Source organism: Vibrio sp. 1457, assembly GCF_033340195.1.
Taxonomy (GTDB): Bacteria; Pseudomonadota; Gammaproteobacteria; order Enterobacterales; family Vibrionaceae; genus Vibrio; species Vibrio alginolyticus.
The window spans coordinates 53,447-69,556 of sequence record NZ_JAWOWA010000007.1 but is presented as its reverse complement, the minus strand read 5'-3'; the positions used below and the strand labels follow the sequence as shown (position 1 = coordinate 69,556).

The 16,110-nt window shown below is 43.5% G+C and carries 12 protein-coding genes; 4 read left to right on the top strand and 8 right to left on the bottom strand.

Annotated elements, in window-relative coordinates:
* Positions 1-5: 5 nt before the first annotated feature.
* The 4 genes from R7Z41_RS09445 to R7Z41_RS09430 all read left to right on the top strand — a co-directional run bounded on the left by R7Z41_RS09445 (position 6) and on the right by R7Z41_RS09430 (position 6,159).
* Positions 6-3,164 carry an efflux RND transporter permease subunit gene (locus tag R7Z41_RS09445; protein WP_213896679.1) on the top strand — a complete coding sequence of 1,053 codons (3,159 nt, stop codon included), beginning with the start codon at positions 6-8 and terminating at the stop codon, positions 3,162-3,164.
* A 324-nt stretch (positions 3,165-3,488) separates the two neighbouring features.
* A complete protein-coding gene (locus R7Z41_RS09440; protein WP_005373876.1) occupies positions 3,489-3,755 on the top strand; it encodes a hypothetical protein in 267 nt (88 codons plus the stop codon).
* 339 nt (positions 3,756-4,094) lie between these two features.
* Entirely contained in the window at positions 4,095-5,315 is a 1,221-nt protein-coding gene (locus R7Z41_RS09435; protein WP_025767991.1) for a hypothetical protein, read from the top strand.
* A gap of 4 nt (positions 5,316-5,319) precedes the next feature.
* Positions 5,320-6,159 carry a hypothetical protein gene (locus R7Z41_RS09430; RefSeq protein ID WP_025767990.1) on the top strand — a complete coding sequence of 280 codons (840 nt, stop codon included), beginning with the start codon at positions 5,320-5,322 and terminating at the stop codon, positions 6,157-6,159.
* Between the two features lie 507 nt (positions 6,160-6,666).
* Here R7Z41_RS09430 and R7Z41_RS09425 read toward each other — a convergent pair.
* The 8 genes from R7Z41_RS09425 to R7Z41_RS09390 form a co-directional block, all read right to left on the bottom strand.
* Positions 6,667-9,768: an efflux RND transporter permease subunit gene (locus R7Z41_RS09425; protein ID WP_025767988.1), complete on the bottom strand. Its 3,102-nt coding sequence runs from the start codon at positions 9,766-9,768 to the stop codon at positions 6,667-6,669.
* Positions 9,765-11,093, bottom strand: coding sequence for an efflux RND transporter periplasmic adaptor subunit (locus R7Z41_RS09420; RefSeq protein ID WP_182039505.1), 1,329 nt, complete (start codon positions 11,091-11,093; stop codon positions 9,765-9,767). The genes R7Z41_RS09425 and R7Z41_RS09420 overlap by 4 nt, the downstream gene beginning before the upstream one ends.
* A complete protein-coding gene (locus R7Z41_RS09415) occupies positions 11,080-11,736 on the bottom strand; it encodes a TetR/AcrR family transcriptional regulator (RefSeq protein ID WP_213891515.1) in 657 nt (218 codons plus the stop codon). The genes R7Z41_RS09420 and R7Z41_RS09415 overlap by 14 nt, the downstream gene beginning before the upstream one ends.
* A gap of 192 nt (positions 11,737-11,928) precedes the next feature.
* Positions 11,929-12,588 (bottom strand): HAD family hydrolase, encoded by a 660-nt coding sequence (locus tag R7Z41_RS09410; RefSeq protein WP_225477511.1) that lies wholly within the window; start codon positions 12,586-12,588, stop codon positions 11,929-11,931.
* A gap of 2 nt (positions 12,589-12,590) precedes the next feature.
* The gene (locus R7Z41_RS09405; RefSeq protein ID WP_005373862.1) at positions 12,591-13,610 is read right to left on the bottom strand and encodes an ABC transporter ATP-binding protein; all 1,020 of its coding nucleotides are present in this window, start codon (positions 13,608-13,610) and stop codon (positions 12,591-12,593) included.
* Complete coding sequence (locus R7Z41_RS09400; protein WP_225477509.1) at positions 13,607-14,395, bottom strand: ABC transporter permease; 789 nt, start codon at positions 14,393-14,395, stop codon at positions 13,607-13,609. Before R7Z41_RS09400 ends, R7Z41_RS09405 begins: the two co-directional genes overlap by 4 nt.
* A 2-nt stretch (positions 14,396-14,397) precedes the next feature.
* Entirely contained in the window at positions 14,398-15,288 is an 891-nt protein-coding gene (locus R7Z41_RS09395; protein WP_213895372.1) for an ABC transporter permease, read from the bottom strand.
* Positions 15,285-16,109: an alkaline phosphatase family protein gene (locus tag R7Z41_RS09390; RefSeq protein WP_005373854.1), complete on the bottom strand. Its 825-nt coding sequence runs from the start codon at positions 16,107-16,109 to the stop codon at positions 15,285-15,287. Before R7Z41_RS09390 ends, R7Z41_RS09395 begins: the two co-directional genes overlap by 4 nt.
* Position 16,110: the final 1 nt, after the last annotated feature.

Sequence of the window (16,110 nt, the reverse complement as noted above, 5' to 3'; positions counted from 1 at the left end):
ATGTCATGGAAGATACTAAACAAAAGGGCTTAATTGCCTATTTTGCGAATAACCCCGTCGCTGCCAACCTTTTGATGGTGTTCATCATTATCATGGGTGTGGTGAGCTTTCTCTTTATTCAAAGGCAGATGTTTCCGAATATTGAGGTGAACTACATTGATGTTCGTGCGACTTATCCTGGCGCTTCTCCTCAAGAGATAGAAGAGAGTATTCTCGTTAAGGTCGAGGAATCGATTAAAGACGTCACCGGGATTAAAAAAGCAGTCTCAACGGCCTCTAGAGGTAGCGCGTATGTTTCCATCGAGGTAGACGTTAATGCCGATATCAAGCGTGTCTTAGATGATGTAAACCAACGTATTGATACCTTGTCTAATTTACCAGCGGGTATGGAACCAATCAATGTTTACCAAGTTGAATGGCGCCAAGATGTAATTGAAATGGGGTTAGTTGGGGACCGACCGCTCGAGGAGCTTAAACCGCTTGCTAAGCAAATCGAAGATGAATTACTTCAGTTAGAAAACGTCGTGCTGGTGTACCTGAGTGCGCCAGAAGAAGAAATAGCGATTGAAGTTGACCCACTTGTTCTTCGTAAATACGACCTGACGTTGAGCGATATCAGCAGCGCGATCAGCCGTTACTCAGCCAACTTTTCTGCGGGCGAAGTAAAAACAAACTCAGGGATGATTGCAGTAAGGATTGAAAACCAATACTACCGTGGTGATGAGTTTAGAAATATTCCTGTAAAGCTTGGCGCAAATGGTGCAAAGGTTCTGTTGCAAGATATTGCCACAATAAAAGATGGCTTTACGGAAGAAGAGCGCTACTTTGAATACTCAGGTCAAAATGCGATCTACATGTCTGTTGAAGCAACTCGTGACCAGAACATTATCCCTGTTGCACAGTCCGTTCGTAATTATATTGAAGCAAAAAACAAGACATTACCGCAGGATGTTAAGCTCAAAGTCTTAGTTGATACGACTTATTATTTAAATGGGCGTCTCGACATGATGTTGAAAAACTTGCTGCAAGGCGCTGCATTAGTCGCGATTATGCTGACCATTTTCCTACGTTTCCGCTTGGCTATGTGGGTAATGATTGGGCTACCTGTCTGTTTTCTCGGTGCCGTAATGATGATGCCTGCATTAGGGATAACGGTAAACATCGTGTCTCTTTTTGCCTTCATTATGGTGCTCGGTATTGTAGTTGATGACGCCATCGTGATGGGAGAGAGCGCTTACAGCGAAATTGAAGAAAGAGGCGGTGGCGTCGAAAACGTGGTTCGTGGTGTAAAACGTGTTGCCACACCAGCTACTTTCGGTGTGTTAACCACAATTGCTGTGTTTGCTCCTTTCTTGTTGTCTAGTGGTATTGATAGTGCCTTCTTTTATGGTATCGCGGGGGTCGTGATTCTTTGTTTGATCTTCAGTTTGATTGAATCGAAGCTGATCCTTCCTGCACACCTTGCGCATACCCATTTTAAACCAGTCAAACCTGGTGGATGGCGAGATCGTTTCAACCAACGTTTCTTCGGCTTTGTAAACGGTCCGTATCGTAACTTTGTAACAACATGCACCCATTGGCGCTGGACAGTGTTTGCGGTGTTCTGTGGTTTACTGCTGATCAGCGCGGCTTTGATCAACGCGAATTATGTTCGGATGATCCCTAACCCTAAAGTGCCGACCGACTATCCTGCGATCACTATTGAAATGAATGATACCGTTTCAAGTGAGCAGACAATCAGTGCACTCAAGACTATTGAACGTGTCATGCAAAAGATCGAATCTGAGACCATTGCAGAACATGGTCAAGGAATGATTCGTGATGTGCTGTCGTACAACAGAAGCCGCACCGAAGGTCGTGTATTAGTACCTTTGGTTGATGAAGAGTTACGCCCGTTCAATACATTTGAACTGGCTCGACGTTGGCGTGAAGCTATGCCTGTTATTCCAGGTATGAAGAGCATCAAAATCCGTGAGCAGAGTGCGGGTGGTGGTGACAGAGATGAGTTTGGCTACTTGTTGTTTGGCTCTAACATCAATGAGCTCAACGAGGCTGGGCGTTACTTGATAGAGCGTTTACAGCAGGAAGAAGGGTTATATGATATTTCATCTTCTATTGATTCTGGAAGCAAAGAAGTACTCCTGTCTCTTGCGCCTGTAGCGTACGATCTCGGTCTGGATCTCACCATGATCGCAGAGCAAGTTGGTGGCAGCTTTTATGGTGGCGAAGCACAGCGCATTATTCGTGATGGTGAAGAAATTAAAGTTATGGTGCGTTACCCGCAATTGACGCGTGAAGCATTCTCATCATTGCGTTACGCTGTGATTACCACACCAGCAGGTAAGAAGGTCATGCTAGGTGATGTGGTGAAGATCAATGAGCAGCCGGGCGTGAGTAGCATTCGACGTGAAGGCGGGTATCAAACCGTTTATGTTTATGGTTCCATAGACGAAGAATTGGTTGAGCCTCAAGAAATCGTTAAGGTCATTGACGACAATATCTTGCCGGATATGAAGCAAGCGTTCTCGAGTGTGAAAACAGAATTGGGTGGTGATATTGAAGAGCAGGCTGCGCAGCGTAATGAACAGATTTTGTTCTTTATTGCAGGCATGATCATCGTCTACATCTTGTTAGCTGTACCGTTAAAAAGTTATACCCAACCTTTGATTGTAATGTCCGTCATTCCGTTTAGTCTGACGGGGGCGATTTGGGGCCATTTCTGGCTAGGTTTAGACATCAGTATGATGTCGACATTTGGTTTGATCGCCGCTGCTGGCGTGGTTATTAACGACTCTCTGGTTATGACAGATTACGTAAACCAAGTGAGAGAAAAGGGTATGAACATCAAACAAGCGGTTGTTGAGGCGGGTTGTGCTCGTTTTCGAGCTATCACGCTCACCTCAATAACGACGTTTGCGGGTGTATTGCCGATAATGTTTGAAACGAGTTTGCAGGCGCGTTTTGTCATACCGATGGCTGTCGCTTTGGGCTTTGCGGTGTTGTACGCAACGGTTCTGACTTTAGTGTTGGTGCCTTGTTTGTATTTAATGCTTGAAGATATTAAAAATATTTTCAGATCGATTAAGAGGTTTATCCATCGTTTGATTAATCGTTTCAGAAAGTCGCCAGTGACGTCGAGCGTTGAAGCAAGCGTATCGAGTTAACAAGCTTGATGTTAACGATTAGGAGCAGCCTTCGGGCTGCTTTTTTGTTTCCGCATTTTGATTCAAAGTGATTTTTTAGTGGGCAGTTACGTAATTATCTGATGAGAAAACTGCCTGACAAAGTATTTCTAATATGTATGTTTCTAATGTTTTAAATTCGCATGGTTAATTTGACACTTGGTTAGCGAAATTTACCAGACGAAGATAACGTTGAATATGAGGCTTTATTTAAGTTGTTGAAAAATAACAAAATAAAAGTTGGCATCGTATGTGCAATATATAAATTGTAATTAAAATTAACTGCTAATCCTCAAGGAGCTTATTATGAAAAGCGTATTTCTATCTACTCTAAGTCTTATTGCTGTAATGTCATCACCAATCGCTGCTGCTAACACTTTAGACAAAGAGGAGTGGAGCTCAGATTTACGTCAGGACTTTTCTGAGATGAAACATGAAGCTATAGCAGATATTCAGCAAATGAACATGGATGCCATTCACGCACGTGATGAGCGTATCGTGAAAAACATTAAAGATGAGCAAGAACAGTTAGTAAAGGTAACGTGCCACAAAGAGAAAGCAAGCAAGTCATAAACGCCGCTAAAAGAGACTAACAGACGAAAATGAATCCAATACGAGTTCGGTGTTAGTTAGCAGTAAGCACTGACCTTGTTGCTCAACTTGCCAGCCTTTTAAGGCTGGCTTTTTTGTTTCTCATTTCATGGGTGGAGATCAGATCCTCAAGCTTATTATCAATAGTTGGCGTGTTTGATGAGCTATTGCTGGATGGAGCGGATGTAACTTTTAAAAGTGTAGATTTCAGTAAAGTGGAGGTGATGTTAGATATTTAAAATTTAGAAAAGATCCGATCTCCTTTTTGACCTTCATAATACCTTAGTATGTGGTTCACTTTTATTTGAAGAGGGATTAGTAATGACTTGGGAATTTATTGAAAGGAAAGAGGCTTTTGATTACATTGGGCTAAATAATAAGTCGGTTAATGAGGTTGAACAATTCTTACATGGAAGAGTGAGACTTTCAGCTGCACTCTTTAGCAATAAAAAACTATACTTATCAAGACAATCCCTCGTCATGCTTGCGTCTCTGAATGAATATGATCAGAAGCAAGTTGTCAAAGAAATGTATTTTCTTTCATCTAATCCAAGCACACCCTCTGTAGTTAGACACAAACGCAATCCATTGCTTCGAATATTTCGAACTAGGTATCCCTTCAAAAATTATCATTACTTATTAACTTGTATCCTTAGAGACGGGAAAGTTGTAATTCATGATATTGCTTTTGATCGACAGTTGCATGGTAAGTCTATTTTTAAGCATTCACATCAAAGAACCCAAATGTATCATGTGAAGAAAGAAACAGGTAAAAATGGTGAGTATAATGGAGTGCAGAACAATGATGAAGCAAAGTTATTGTTGGCTGAGTGGGACCACACTAAAGCTCAAGTAACTCATCAAGTCAATACGCTTCATGCAACGGTAAATGGAATGTTGAATGATTATGAGAAAGCGGCGACACTGATGGGGGTACATACGCAGGTGGCGTACAAAGAAGATAAGCCAACAGAGTATACGTTGTTTCACAACCCTTCTGATAATGCGAAGCTGGACCTTATTGAATGTGTTTATGACAAAACTCGTTTTACTTCGCACAATGCTCAACACCTAGCAGCAGTAATGAAACAATGTGCAGAGCAGGGTAAGGAAGTAAAATGGACAGTGCATAGCCAAGGTGCCATTATTTTTAACTCTGCTCTTGAGTATGTTAGAAAAAATAATCCGAGCTTAAGACTATTGAATCAACAAATCGTTGTGCATGCAGGGGGAACAAATACAACGAAGATAGGGAAAAATGCACAGCAGCTTGGTTTGAAAGTTAATTACACAAAAACCCGAACGAATCCCTTTGATATTGTCCCAAATATTGCTGCGAGACAAACTCCATTATCTGCAAGTAGTCTCGTTCGTTGTTGTAAATTCTTGGGATTAGTGATGAATGGAGAGGTCACAGAGAGCCCACATACATTACCCTATTTCGGTGTGGAATCTTATCGACGACAACTGATGATGTCTGGTAATAATATGGCTAGTAAACGTTTAAAAGATATTGATGAATATTTAAAGAACAAGGGTTAGATATATGGGCCTTATTAAAATGTATAAAGATGGCTTTCGAGGAAAGCCAGATTTTGCAAACTTGTTACATAATGTATTCCAGATAGATGACTTAGTGCTGTCATTTGAGTGTCCGAACAACATATATGAAGGACATGTATACCAAGATTTTATTGAATTACAACGGTTCAATATTGATTCAAAAGTAGAGCGGCATGAAAAGTTTATAAAATTGGCCACGATTTATTTCTCTTTTCAAAATAAAATAATAAATCCACTATTACCAATCAATAAACAAGGTGGTTTATATATTCGGTTAAGGATTAAATCTTCAGATAAATATATTACTAGTGTTAATGAACTATCTTCATTTATAGAGAAAGAGTACGTGGATTTTTATCATGCTGTAGAGTCACCTGACGGCTCTCGAAAAGGTGATCATACAGAGTTGATGAATGATGCCATTGCGTACGCAAATCATCGTTGGGGAATGGACCCGATAAACGAAGAAAAAAAGAGAGCGAAAGAAGAGTTCCTTGTAGGAGAGTTTCTTCGTGGTTACCCTCCAATCAAATGCCAAGATATCAAGATTGGTGAAAATACATTTTCAAAATATGTAGAAGGAAATTTGGAGTATAAAAAAGACTATCGAAGAGTGTACAATTTGCCTATCAAAAATGAGTTTTACTTTAGTATTGAATTTTTATATGAAATCGAGCCTATGTTTGCTCAAAAAAAGTTTTTAGATTGGGTAAGACACGCGGATGAAATCTTTGAAAAAAATGTTTTAGAGTTGCTAGCACTGTCTCCGCTTATTGATTCACATACTACCTCCAAATCCGAAAGGTTGACAAAAAAAAGTTGATCCAGAGCGTTCATACTTAACTTAAAGAAAAAAGCCCGCGAAGAATGCTTTCACGGGCGAAAAAAGGGCACCAAATTGGGTGTCTATTCATTTTGGAGGTGGTCGAACGTCCATATAAAACTGACAATAGGCTTGGTGAGAGGCTTACCACCAGCGCGACCAACGAGGCTAAAGTTAACATTGTTGTAATGATTGTTAAAATGTTAATTCTTCAATCAATGTTTTCATTATCGTGAGTTTAAATTGTGAATGTGTTGCCTACGTGTATTTTTACTCTGTGAAATGCCGTTTTTGACAATAAAACATATTATAAATCTTGTGTTGGTTATTTGATTCGGTTATATAAAACTCAACATACTTAATCCTTAACTGTTCATATTCACACTTAATGCGATACAATAACCCTCTGTTTGTTAAGTGATTGTGTGTTTTTTAACGTATTGGTATTGAACAAAAAGCGATCTAAGCCGCTCTTGTTCATTTTGATAAGTTTACTTATCAGTCGTTTTAGATTTCTTCGTGTTTATGAACTAGGCCGAAGTCAGCTAAAATGGCATACGCAGCAGGGATCATAAACAACACCAGCAGAGTGGATGCGAAAATACCAAACACGATGGAGATAACCAGTGGTTGGATAACCTGTGCTTGCAAACTGGTTTCAGTCAGTAACGGAAGCAAACCTGCTGCAGTGGTCATTGATGTTAGGAATACTGCTCTAAAGCGTTCCCGACTGGCTTTGACTACTGAGTCATGTACATTATCCCCTTCATCCACATGATGGCGTATGTACTGAACTAACAGAATCGAGTCATTCACCACAATCCCTGCTAATGAGACGAAGCCCATCATACTTGGCATACTTAATGAGTGACCGAGTAGGATGTGTCCCCATACCACGCCAATAAAGGCGAGGGGAATCGCAAGCATGACGACGAATGGTTCCAAATAACTGCGGAATTGGTAACTCAGAATCGCAAACACGCCAAACAAACCAAGCAAGAAGCCTTTACCCATTGATGCGCCAGTTTCAGCGGTATCTTTGGCTTCACCTTCAAAATCGAAGCGAAGACCAGGATACTTTTGCATAAGCTTTGGCGCTTCATCCTGTTGGAACTGACGAATAATGGCGGTTGAGTTGGCCTTCGTATTATCGATATCGCCGAATACGCTCACAGTGCGCAAGCCATCAATGCGCTGGATTCTTACGTAATTACGCTGGAAATCCAAAGTTGCAATGGTCGCGAGTGGGATTTGACTACCATCGGACAAGATTATTGGGAAGTTTGCCAATTGCTGTAAGTCACCAGCTTGCGCTTTATCGAGGCGAACTTCGATGGAAATGTTTTCTACCCCAACTTGGATCTCGTCTGCGGTTTGGCCAAAGAAAGCCGCACGCAATTGATTGGCAATGAGCTGACCGTTAATACCATAAGCTTCCGCCCCAGGACGAAGTTTAACCAAGACTTCTTCTTTACCCATACGCATGTCATCCAACACGCCATGGACACCGTCAAACTCATTTAAGTATTGTTGAATGTCGATAGAGGCGGCTTTGAGCGCATCCAGTTCATCATGCTTCGCTCGAATTTCAATCGCTCGTCCACCCGGCCCCATGGTCGGTTGTTTAAATACCAGCGAGATAGGATCGGCAAGTTCACCAATGTCTTCACGCCATGCGTCGATAAATTCATCGATGAGTGTGTTACGACTCTCGGCGCCCAGCAAATCCAGACGTACCGTGGCAATGTGAGGGCCAGATTCATTCGCGTCGGCGTTAGCGTTGAATTGACTGGTAATGTGTAGAACCAATGGATTGCCGTCTTCCACTTTCTCTGTCCATTCTTTATCTAGCTTTTGAGCGGAAGCGACGATCTTATCGACGACAGCTTCCGTTTGAGACAGAGAAGAACCCGGAGGAAGAATAATACGCGCTTCTGCAATGTCGCCATCCAATTCAGGGAAGGGTTGGAACTTGAGTAAACCACCTACTAACGTGGCCGCGGAGATAAGAAGCAAGGCAACCACGCCACCCATAAAGGCATAGCGATACTCGACCACTTTATCTACTGCGTTGACCAAGGTGGTGTTGCGGAAGTTTTCAAAAGAAGCGAGCAGCTTTTGTTTGAACTTCGGTGTTTTTCGCTCTTGCTTTTGTTTATGTAGCGAATGAGAAAGGTGGTTAGGTAGGATCAAGAAGGCTTCCACCAAACTCAAACTCAAAACGAGGATCAGAACTTGAGGAACTGCTTTAAGTACCGCACCCATTTCACCTTGCAGGAATAACAAGCTACCAAAAATACACACCGTAGTTAGGAAGGAAGAAATTACCCCTGGCAGTACCTTTTTCACTCCTTTGATAACGGCATCATCGATCTCTTCTCCTCGGTCGAGGTGAGCGGCAATCGATTCGGCAATAACGATGGCATCATCCATCATGATACCGATGGCCATGAGTAACCCGACCAAAGACATGATGTTGATGGACAGGCCAAGTTGCGCCATCAAAAATAACCCACCTAAGAAGGCAACGGGTAAACCAGCTGCGACCCAAAAGGAATAGCGAAAACTAAAGAACAACCACATGGTGGCGAAGACCAGAATGATACCTTGCCAACCGTTTTTGACCATCATGGTCAGGCGATCCCAAAGCACGGATGAAAGGTCATTGGTCATTTGTAGCATCACACCGTCTGGCGCGATAGCTTGTTGTTCTTCGACAAATTGAGCAACCCGTTCCTTGATACGCAGTGCGTCATCTTCTTTGTTTTTGCTGACTTTTAGTAGGGCAGAAGGGTGACCATCGAAGAGGACTTTCTGTTCGTCCAATTCAAACCGGTCGGTAATCGTCGCAATATCTCTTAGACGGATGATTGAGCCATTTGTACCAGAGCCCACGACGATAGTCTCAAGCTCTTCCGGCGTCACGCGTCGTTCGTCAAAGCGGATCAGAAAGTTCTTATCTGGCGTTTCGACATTACCACTTGGCAACTTGACGTTTTGACGACCAATCTGGTCCGCAATATCACCAACACTCAAACCAAGTTGTCGGATAGCTTGAGTGTCTAACTCTACTCGGTATTGGTGGTCAGAGAAGCCAGCAACTTCAACCAAAGAGACATCGTAATCGATTTTTAACGTGCGTTTAAGCTGTTCGGCATACGCTTTTAGCTCTGGCCATGTGGTATCTGCGGTGATCGCGACATCCACAACTGGCTCGTTCCAATCGAGCTCTTGGACCACAGGAGATTCAATCTCTTGTGGGAAGTCGTTTATCGAGTTGATCTGGGTTTGAACATCAACCAACATGCGCCCAATGTCGGCTTCTTCATTCAGTTTTAAGATAAGACGCGCAGAACCCTCAATCGCTTCACACTGAGTTTCTTTAATGTTGGCAAGGCCATCGACAGCATCTTCCATTCGGATACAGATGCTCTCTTCTACCTCTTGAGGGGAAGCGCCGGGGTAAACCACACCAGCTAGGATGTAGGGCGGATCAAACTCAGGAAAAGTTTCACGCTTAATCGTGGAAAGTGAAGAAATCCCCAATATCAGCAGCGTTAGCATCAGCAAGTTGGCTGCTGTTGGATGCTTGGCGAAGAATCGGATCATGAATCAGACTCCTCAATAGCCGTTTCTGACTGTTCAGGTGACTCTTTCAATAGCATGCCGTTAATCGCAGGCAGCAAATCGTTGATGATCAGCTTCTGACCTTGCTCTAGTTCACCATCGATCACCACTTGGTTATTGCGACGATATAACACTTCAACCGTGACGACTTGCAGACGATTGTCATCGCCCATCAGGTAAATCTTATTGCCATGAAGCGCACGCTCTGGGATGACCCAACTCGGGTTCTCTTGTCCCTCAATCAAGGCACGCACAAACATGCCGTTCACCAATGGAGGCGCAGACGTTGGGTTTAATGCACGGTAGTCTTGTTCAATTTCCAGAATCACACCGGCAGTCGCTTGGCTTGGATCAACCGTTTCACTGATGCGTGCAACTTTCGCAGGCCAGCTTGCAGAGAGGTTACCGCTGCTGAGTTCAATGTTGGCATGAATCGCATTCATATCAGGTTGTGGAATACCAGATTCATCGCGGACAAACTCACCGATGCTCGCCGCCAAAGTTTGCATGTCATGAATGGATAGTTGAGCTTCCACTTCCATGACATCAATACCATGTCCTGTCACCATGGTTTGTTGGAGGTTAACCACTTGCTTTTTCTCAATTTCTACGTCAGCAATACGCAAATCGTAAGGAAGCGTGATGATGGTTTTATCAAGCGAGCGTTCGGCCTCATCCACTTTTGATGCATTAACTTTAACTAGGGCTTCCGCGACTCGTTTCTCATCCGGCATCAAACCAATTTGATTTTCAATATCCAGCACTAACTTACGTTGAGAGAGCGCGCTTTGCTCTTGCTGATCTACATCCGATTGCGAGGTTAAGCCTTTCTTACGTAGGTTTTGTTTACGGTCTAACTCTTTGTTGGCGATAACCAGACGGTTGGCTTCTATCTTGAGTGTGCTTTTGAGATTCGCTTCTTCTTGGTTCAGCTTAGCCAGAGAGGTTTGAGCAGATTTGAGATCGGCTTGAGCTTGAACCAGTTTCAGTTCGTAATCGAGTGGGTCGATTCGCAAGATTTCCGTTCCTGCTTGCAGCACTTGTCCTTTTTCCAGTTGCGGATGACGGTAAACCACTTTACCGGTCACTTCGGCTATCGCTTTCCATTCAACTTTCGGTGCGATTTTACCAAAGCCAATAGCAACAGGTGCAATCGCTTTCAGCTCAAGTGGAATCGTCTCGACCAACCTTGCACGATCACCCGCAGGCTTTACGGGCAAATCTGGCTTGAGGCTAATCGCTAAAAACAGAATGACGACCCCAACAGCAAGGGCAGGAAAGAACAGCAGCTTTTTATTCATTTTCATATTGGTCGCCCGAGTCTAAAAATCCATGTTTCATCAGTTGTATGTTGTGTTCGAATAATCGGTTCAAGAAGGCTTCTGAAAGTTCAATGCCATGAATGGCGAGCAGTGCTGGTGGTGCCATAAAAGGAAACACCATTAAGCTTATGTAAGAGACGCGACAAAGTTGAGGGTCGGCGTCTTTTCGTAAAACGCCACTGTCGATCAACTTATCAAAGATCACGCCTTGCATTGGCTTGCTGATATCTGCGAAGACCTTTTCGAGCAGTTTGCGTTGGGTTTCCGATGGGGGCATATTCATAACTTGGGCAACTAAGCGTGGGAACTGTGGTACCTTGATCATTTCGCGGTAGTAGGTGCGCATTAGATCGAGAAAGTTTTGCTCGTTACTGTTGGATACCAACGTCTGCATCTGCTTTTGCATCGGTGACAGTGTTTCGCGCAACATGGTCTCGAACAAGCCTTCTTTGTTGCCAAAGTAGTAACGAATCATCGCCACGTTCACGCCTGCTTTCTGCGCGACTAGGCGAGTAGAGACCTTGTCATAAGCCATAATGGTGAAGAGTTCGCGCGCGTGGAAAATCAGTTTTTCCCTTGCGTCGATATTATCTGTGGGTCTTCCCGCCCTTCGATGCGCTTCCGTCACAATCTTCTCTCAAAATATTAAACATTTGATTAATTATAAGACGCTGATTTCTCATGCGACATGTGAAAAATTAATCAGTATTTAATCAAGTGATTAATTTGTGATGAAGAGAAGTAAAAAAGAGCAGAAAGAACTGCTCTTTGAACAAATAGAAAAGTATTTACTTAGGAAGAACGGTCTTGTGAGGCTATATCACCCCCAACTTAACACACTCCAATTCGGTCTGTTGGCGTGTTCTTTTAGTTGTGGGCATGGATTTACCAGATAAGCGTAGTTCGCGTATTCACAAAGCGGTAAATCGTTGATTGAATCGGTATAGAAATGGATTTCGGAATAAGGCTCAGGCTGATTTTCTAGCCACTGTTTTAATCGCGTGACTTTGCCTTCACGATAACTCGGAATACCGTTGATTTCAGCAGTATAACGGTTGTTTTTCTCGATTAAATCAATTCCGAGTGCGGTTGGAATATTAAGACGGCGACCAACGGCTTCCACCAAAAAAGTGACGCTGGCAGAGATGATAACCATATCTATACCATCACGAGACAGTTGCTCAATCAGGGTTTTGGCTTGAGGAAACTGTTTAGCCAGAATATGGCTTTCAACACATTCTTCAACCAAGGCGTTTACTTCTTCAATCGGCATGTTTTCTAGTGGCTTCATGGAGAACGCTAGATAGTCTTCCATGTCCATTTTGCCTTCAGAGTACAAGGCCATTAGACGCTGATCTTCCATAATAAATAAAGGATCAGTCGCGATGCCTCTATCAACCATAAACTCGTTCCAAATCATTGCGCAGTCAGCGTTTATTAGGGTTTCATCCATATCAAAAACATACAAAGGTTTGGACATGTTTAGGCTCTCACTGGTTGAATTTCGTTTAGGTTAAAGAGTAGCTCTAGTTGGCTGCCATTCGCTAGTAAGCGTTCTGAAGAGCGGTTAAGCAAGTCAACAGTGAGCTCACACTCTTCAACGTTCACTTGATAGCGAATAACATTACCTAGAAGCTGGTGGTTGGTGATCGTACCTACTTGTGGCGCTGAGATGTGGCTATCATATTGACGACCTTGCTCTTTTACATATATAGACTCTGGGCGAATCGCTACTTTCCATTCGGTATCAATGTTGAAGAGTTGCTTGGCTTTATTGGCCTCTACAAGGTTGTAGTGCCCCATGAAACCGGCCACAAACTCGTTAGCAGGATGAGTATAAATTTCTTCAGGTGTTCCTGCTTGAACAATTTCCCCTTTACTCATTAGGAAGATACGATCAGACATAATCATCGCCTCTTCTTGGTCATGAGTTACGAAGATAGTGGTGAGATTCATCTCTTTCTGAATGTCTCGGATTTGCTGACGAAGGTGTTTGCGGATTTTGGCATCAAGCGCAGAAAGTGGCTCATCAAGCAATAATATGCGAGGTTTCACCACCAACGCTCGAGCGAGTGCGACACGCTGGCGCTGACCGCCAGAAAGTTGATGCGGATAGTGTTTTTCTTTACCTGCCAGATCCACCAGTTTGATGACTTTAGCCACTTCACGTCGAATATCATCATTCGCAAGCTTTTTCATTTTTAAGCCAAATGCAATGTTGCCTTCGACGGTCATATTGGGAAACAGCGCATACGATTGAAAGACCATCCCAATACCACGCTCTTGCGGGACTTGATGCGTGATATCTTCTCCGTTTACCCAAATCTCGCCTCCATCGACAGGGTTAAGCCCAGCAAGGCTGCGAAGTAGTGTCGATTTACCACAACCGCTAGGGCCCAAAAGCGTAATGAATTCACCTTGCTCGATGTTAAAGTGAATATCCTCAAATACGGTGTTATCACCAAAACGTTTAGTTAGATTTTTCGCTGTTACGTAGCTCATTGTTTGACTCCTCGGCTGAAACGACTTGCCAACCAAGTCAGTAAAAAAATAAATAGGAAGTAGGTCATCACTAAGGCAGACGTAAAGTGGCCGCTCGTCTGACGCATGTTATACAAGTAGATTTGCAGGGTTTCATAACGTGTGCCGACTAAAATATTGGCGAACACAAACTCTCCCAATAGAAATGAAAATGAAAGGAAAAGCGATGCCATCAGTCCTTTTTTGAGGTTAGGTAAAATGACCATCAAAAACGCTTTGGTTGTGCTTGCTCCTAGCAAGTGTGCAGCGTCCATTAAATCGTTAAGGTTAATTGCTTCGAAGCTATTAGAAATCGCACGATACATGAACGGTAACGCGATGGTGAAGTAAGTACCTACTAGAATCCAAGGAGTACCGATAAGGGAGATTTCACTGTCAGCATAAAGTTGAAGTAAGCCGACGGAGGACACCACTGGTGGTACAGCGAATGGTAGCAAAATCAATACGTTCATGAGCTTATCGAGCCTTGGAAAGTAGTAAAACACCACGAATATCGCTGGCAGAACCAGAAGCACACTGAGGGTTAGCGAAGCAATACAAATAAACAGCGAACGCCCAAACGCTTGCAAAAAGCGTGGGTCGGTCAGCAATTTAACGTACCAATCAAAAGTGAAACCATCTGGAAGCACCGTGGCGCCCCAGCGTGATGAAAGCGAATAGACAAAGGCCGCTAAAATCGGGATGAGCATGATCCCAACAATGGAATAAACCACCGTTTTATGGAATCGAGTATTAACGTTGTTCATGACTACTTCCTACCTGCATAGCTTTTCGAAATGAGCCATTGGTTAATCACTGTGATAAAGGCAAGTAACGCCATTAGAATCACCGAAATTGCAGCGGCGAGATTAGGTTCAAGGAACAGGTCTCCCGATACCAGACTCGCAATTCGAATTGTGATGACGTTATAGTTACCGGAGGTCAGCGCATAAACACTCGCATAAGCGCCAATTGCGTTGGCTATTAAGATAATAAAGGTACCGAATAAGGCTGGTGAGAGCACTGGCAGCGCGATTTTCGCCCAATACTGTGATGTTTTGGCTCCCAGTAGTGCAGCAGCAGCTTGCCAATCATCACTCAACGCGTCGAACGCAGGGTAGAGCAACAACACCGCCAGCGGGATTTGGAAGTAGATGTAAATGGCCAGCAGGCCCCATTTACCATAAAGGTCGAAATCACCGAGTAAGCCATACTGCTTGAGCAAAAGGGTAATCGCCCCATTGGTGCCCAAAATAATAATAAAAGCGAATGACAGAGGTACGCCTGCAAAGTTGCTGCTCATGTTCGTAAACGCAATCACACCGTCGCGGACTTTAGAATCGACTCTGCGCAGAGAAGAGACCAACAGAGTCGCAATGGCTAAGCCAAAAATGCTCGACCATACAGCTAACCACAAACTGTTGCCAAACGCCTGCATCATAAAGGCGGAGTCGATCACTTCAATGTAGTTATCGAAGGCAAACTCGCCATCGTAGATAAAGCTGTTTAACAGTACCCAAATCATCGGTGCGAGTTGAAATAGATAGAAAAACAGTGCGAAAGGCGCCAACCAAATGGCTGGCTTAAAGCGCTTTAACCAAGTACTTGCCAAATTTGAACGTGATTCGCTAGAGCTTGGGGAGAGGACTGAACTGCTCATAGTGCTAACAATTCCTGAGTGTATGGCTTCGTGTGGTCAAGGTTTAGCAATTGACAAACGGTGCCACAAATATCAGTTTGCTTAATATGACAATCTTGATGGGTAAACTTATCACCAATGACAAACAGGGGAACTTCTCGCTCTTCAGGTAAAATCCCACCGTGAGAAAGATCGTTGTTCATGCCATGATCGCTGGTCACAATGATTTGATACCCATCAGCAAGCCATTGATCGATGTAGTTGGAAAGAATAATGTCTGCACCTCGCGCACAATTGCGGTATTGGCGAGAGTCTAGGCCAAACTTATGTCCTGTATCGTCGATATTCATCGGATGGATCAGTAAGAAATCAGGTTGATAGTTGCGGCGTAAATACTCTGCGTCCAGGAACAAGGCTTCATCAGGATAATGATCCCAATGGTAAAAGCAGCCGTGCTGGATATTCAGGGTTTCATCATGCGTGAAACGATCGCGAACAGGTTCAAATGGCGCGCGATTATAAAGCTCACTTACCCAGTGGTAGGCAGCCGCAGCGGTCACTTTTCCTTGGGCTTTTGCCAAACTGAAAATGGAATCGTGTTTGGATAGACGAACGATATTGTTGTTTACGATGCCGCTTTCTACAGGGCGAACGCCCGTTAAAATGCACTCATAAAGTGGGCGAGACATAGAGGGCAGCTCACACTGCACAGGATAAAGCGTTGCGCGAGTTTCTTGTTGGGAACGACTTTGTTCTAGAAGACCATTGAGGTAGCCCATGCAATCACGGGCTACCTGATAGTTCAGTCCATCTAGAACAACAAGGATGACCTTATTGCTCATA

Coding starts and splice junctions, on each gene's coding strand:
- R7Z41_RS09445 (WP_213896679.1), top strand. CDS start 6: ATGGAAGATACTAAACAAAAGGGCTTAATTGCCTATTTTGCGAATAAC.
- R7Z41_RS09440 (WP_005373876.1), top strand. CDS start 3,489: ATGAAAAGCGTATTTCTATCTACTCTAAGTCTTATTGCTGTAATGTCA.
- R7Z41_RS09435 (WP_025767991.1), top strand. CDS start 4,095: ATGACTTGGGAATTTATTGAAAGGAAAGAGGCTTTTGATTACATTGGG.
- R7Z41_RS09430 (WP_025767990.1), top strand. CDS start 5,320: ATGGGCCTTATTAAAATGTATAAAGATGGCTTTCGAGGAAAGCCAGAT.
- R7Z41_RS09425 (WP_025767988.1), bottom strand. CDS start 9,768: ATGATCCGATTCTTCGCCAAGCATCCAACAGCAGCCAACTTGCTGATG.
- R7Z41_RS09420 (WP_182039505.1), bottom strand. CDS start 11,093: ATGAAAATGAATAAAAAGCTGCTGTTCTTTCCTGCCCTTGCTGTTGGG.
- R7Z41_RS09410 (WP_225477511.1), bottom strand. CDS start 12,588: ATGTCCAAACCTTTGTATGTTTTTGATATGGATGAAACCCTAATAAAC.
- R7Z41_RS09405 (WP_005373862.1), bottom strand. CDS start 13,610: ATGAGCTACGTAACAGCGAAAAATCTAACTAAACGTTTTGGTGATAAC.
- R7Z41_RS09400 (WP_225477509.1), bottom strand. CDS start 14,395: ATGAACAACGTTAATACTCGATTCCATAAAACGGTGGTTTATTCCATT.
- R7Z41_RS09395 (WP_213895372.1), bottom strand. CDS start 15,288: ATGAGCAGTTCAGTCCTCTCCCCAAGCTCTAGCGAATCACGTTCAAAT.
- R7Z41_RS09390 (WP_005373854.1), bottom strand. CDS start 16,109: ATGAGCAATAAGGTCATCCTTGTTGTTCTAGATGGACTGAACTATCAG.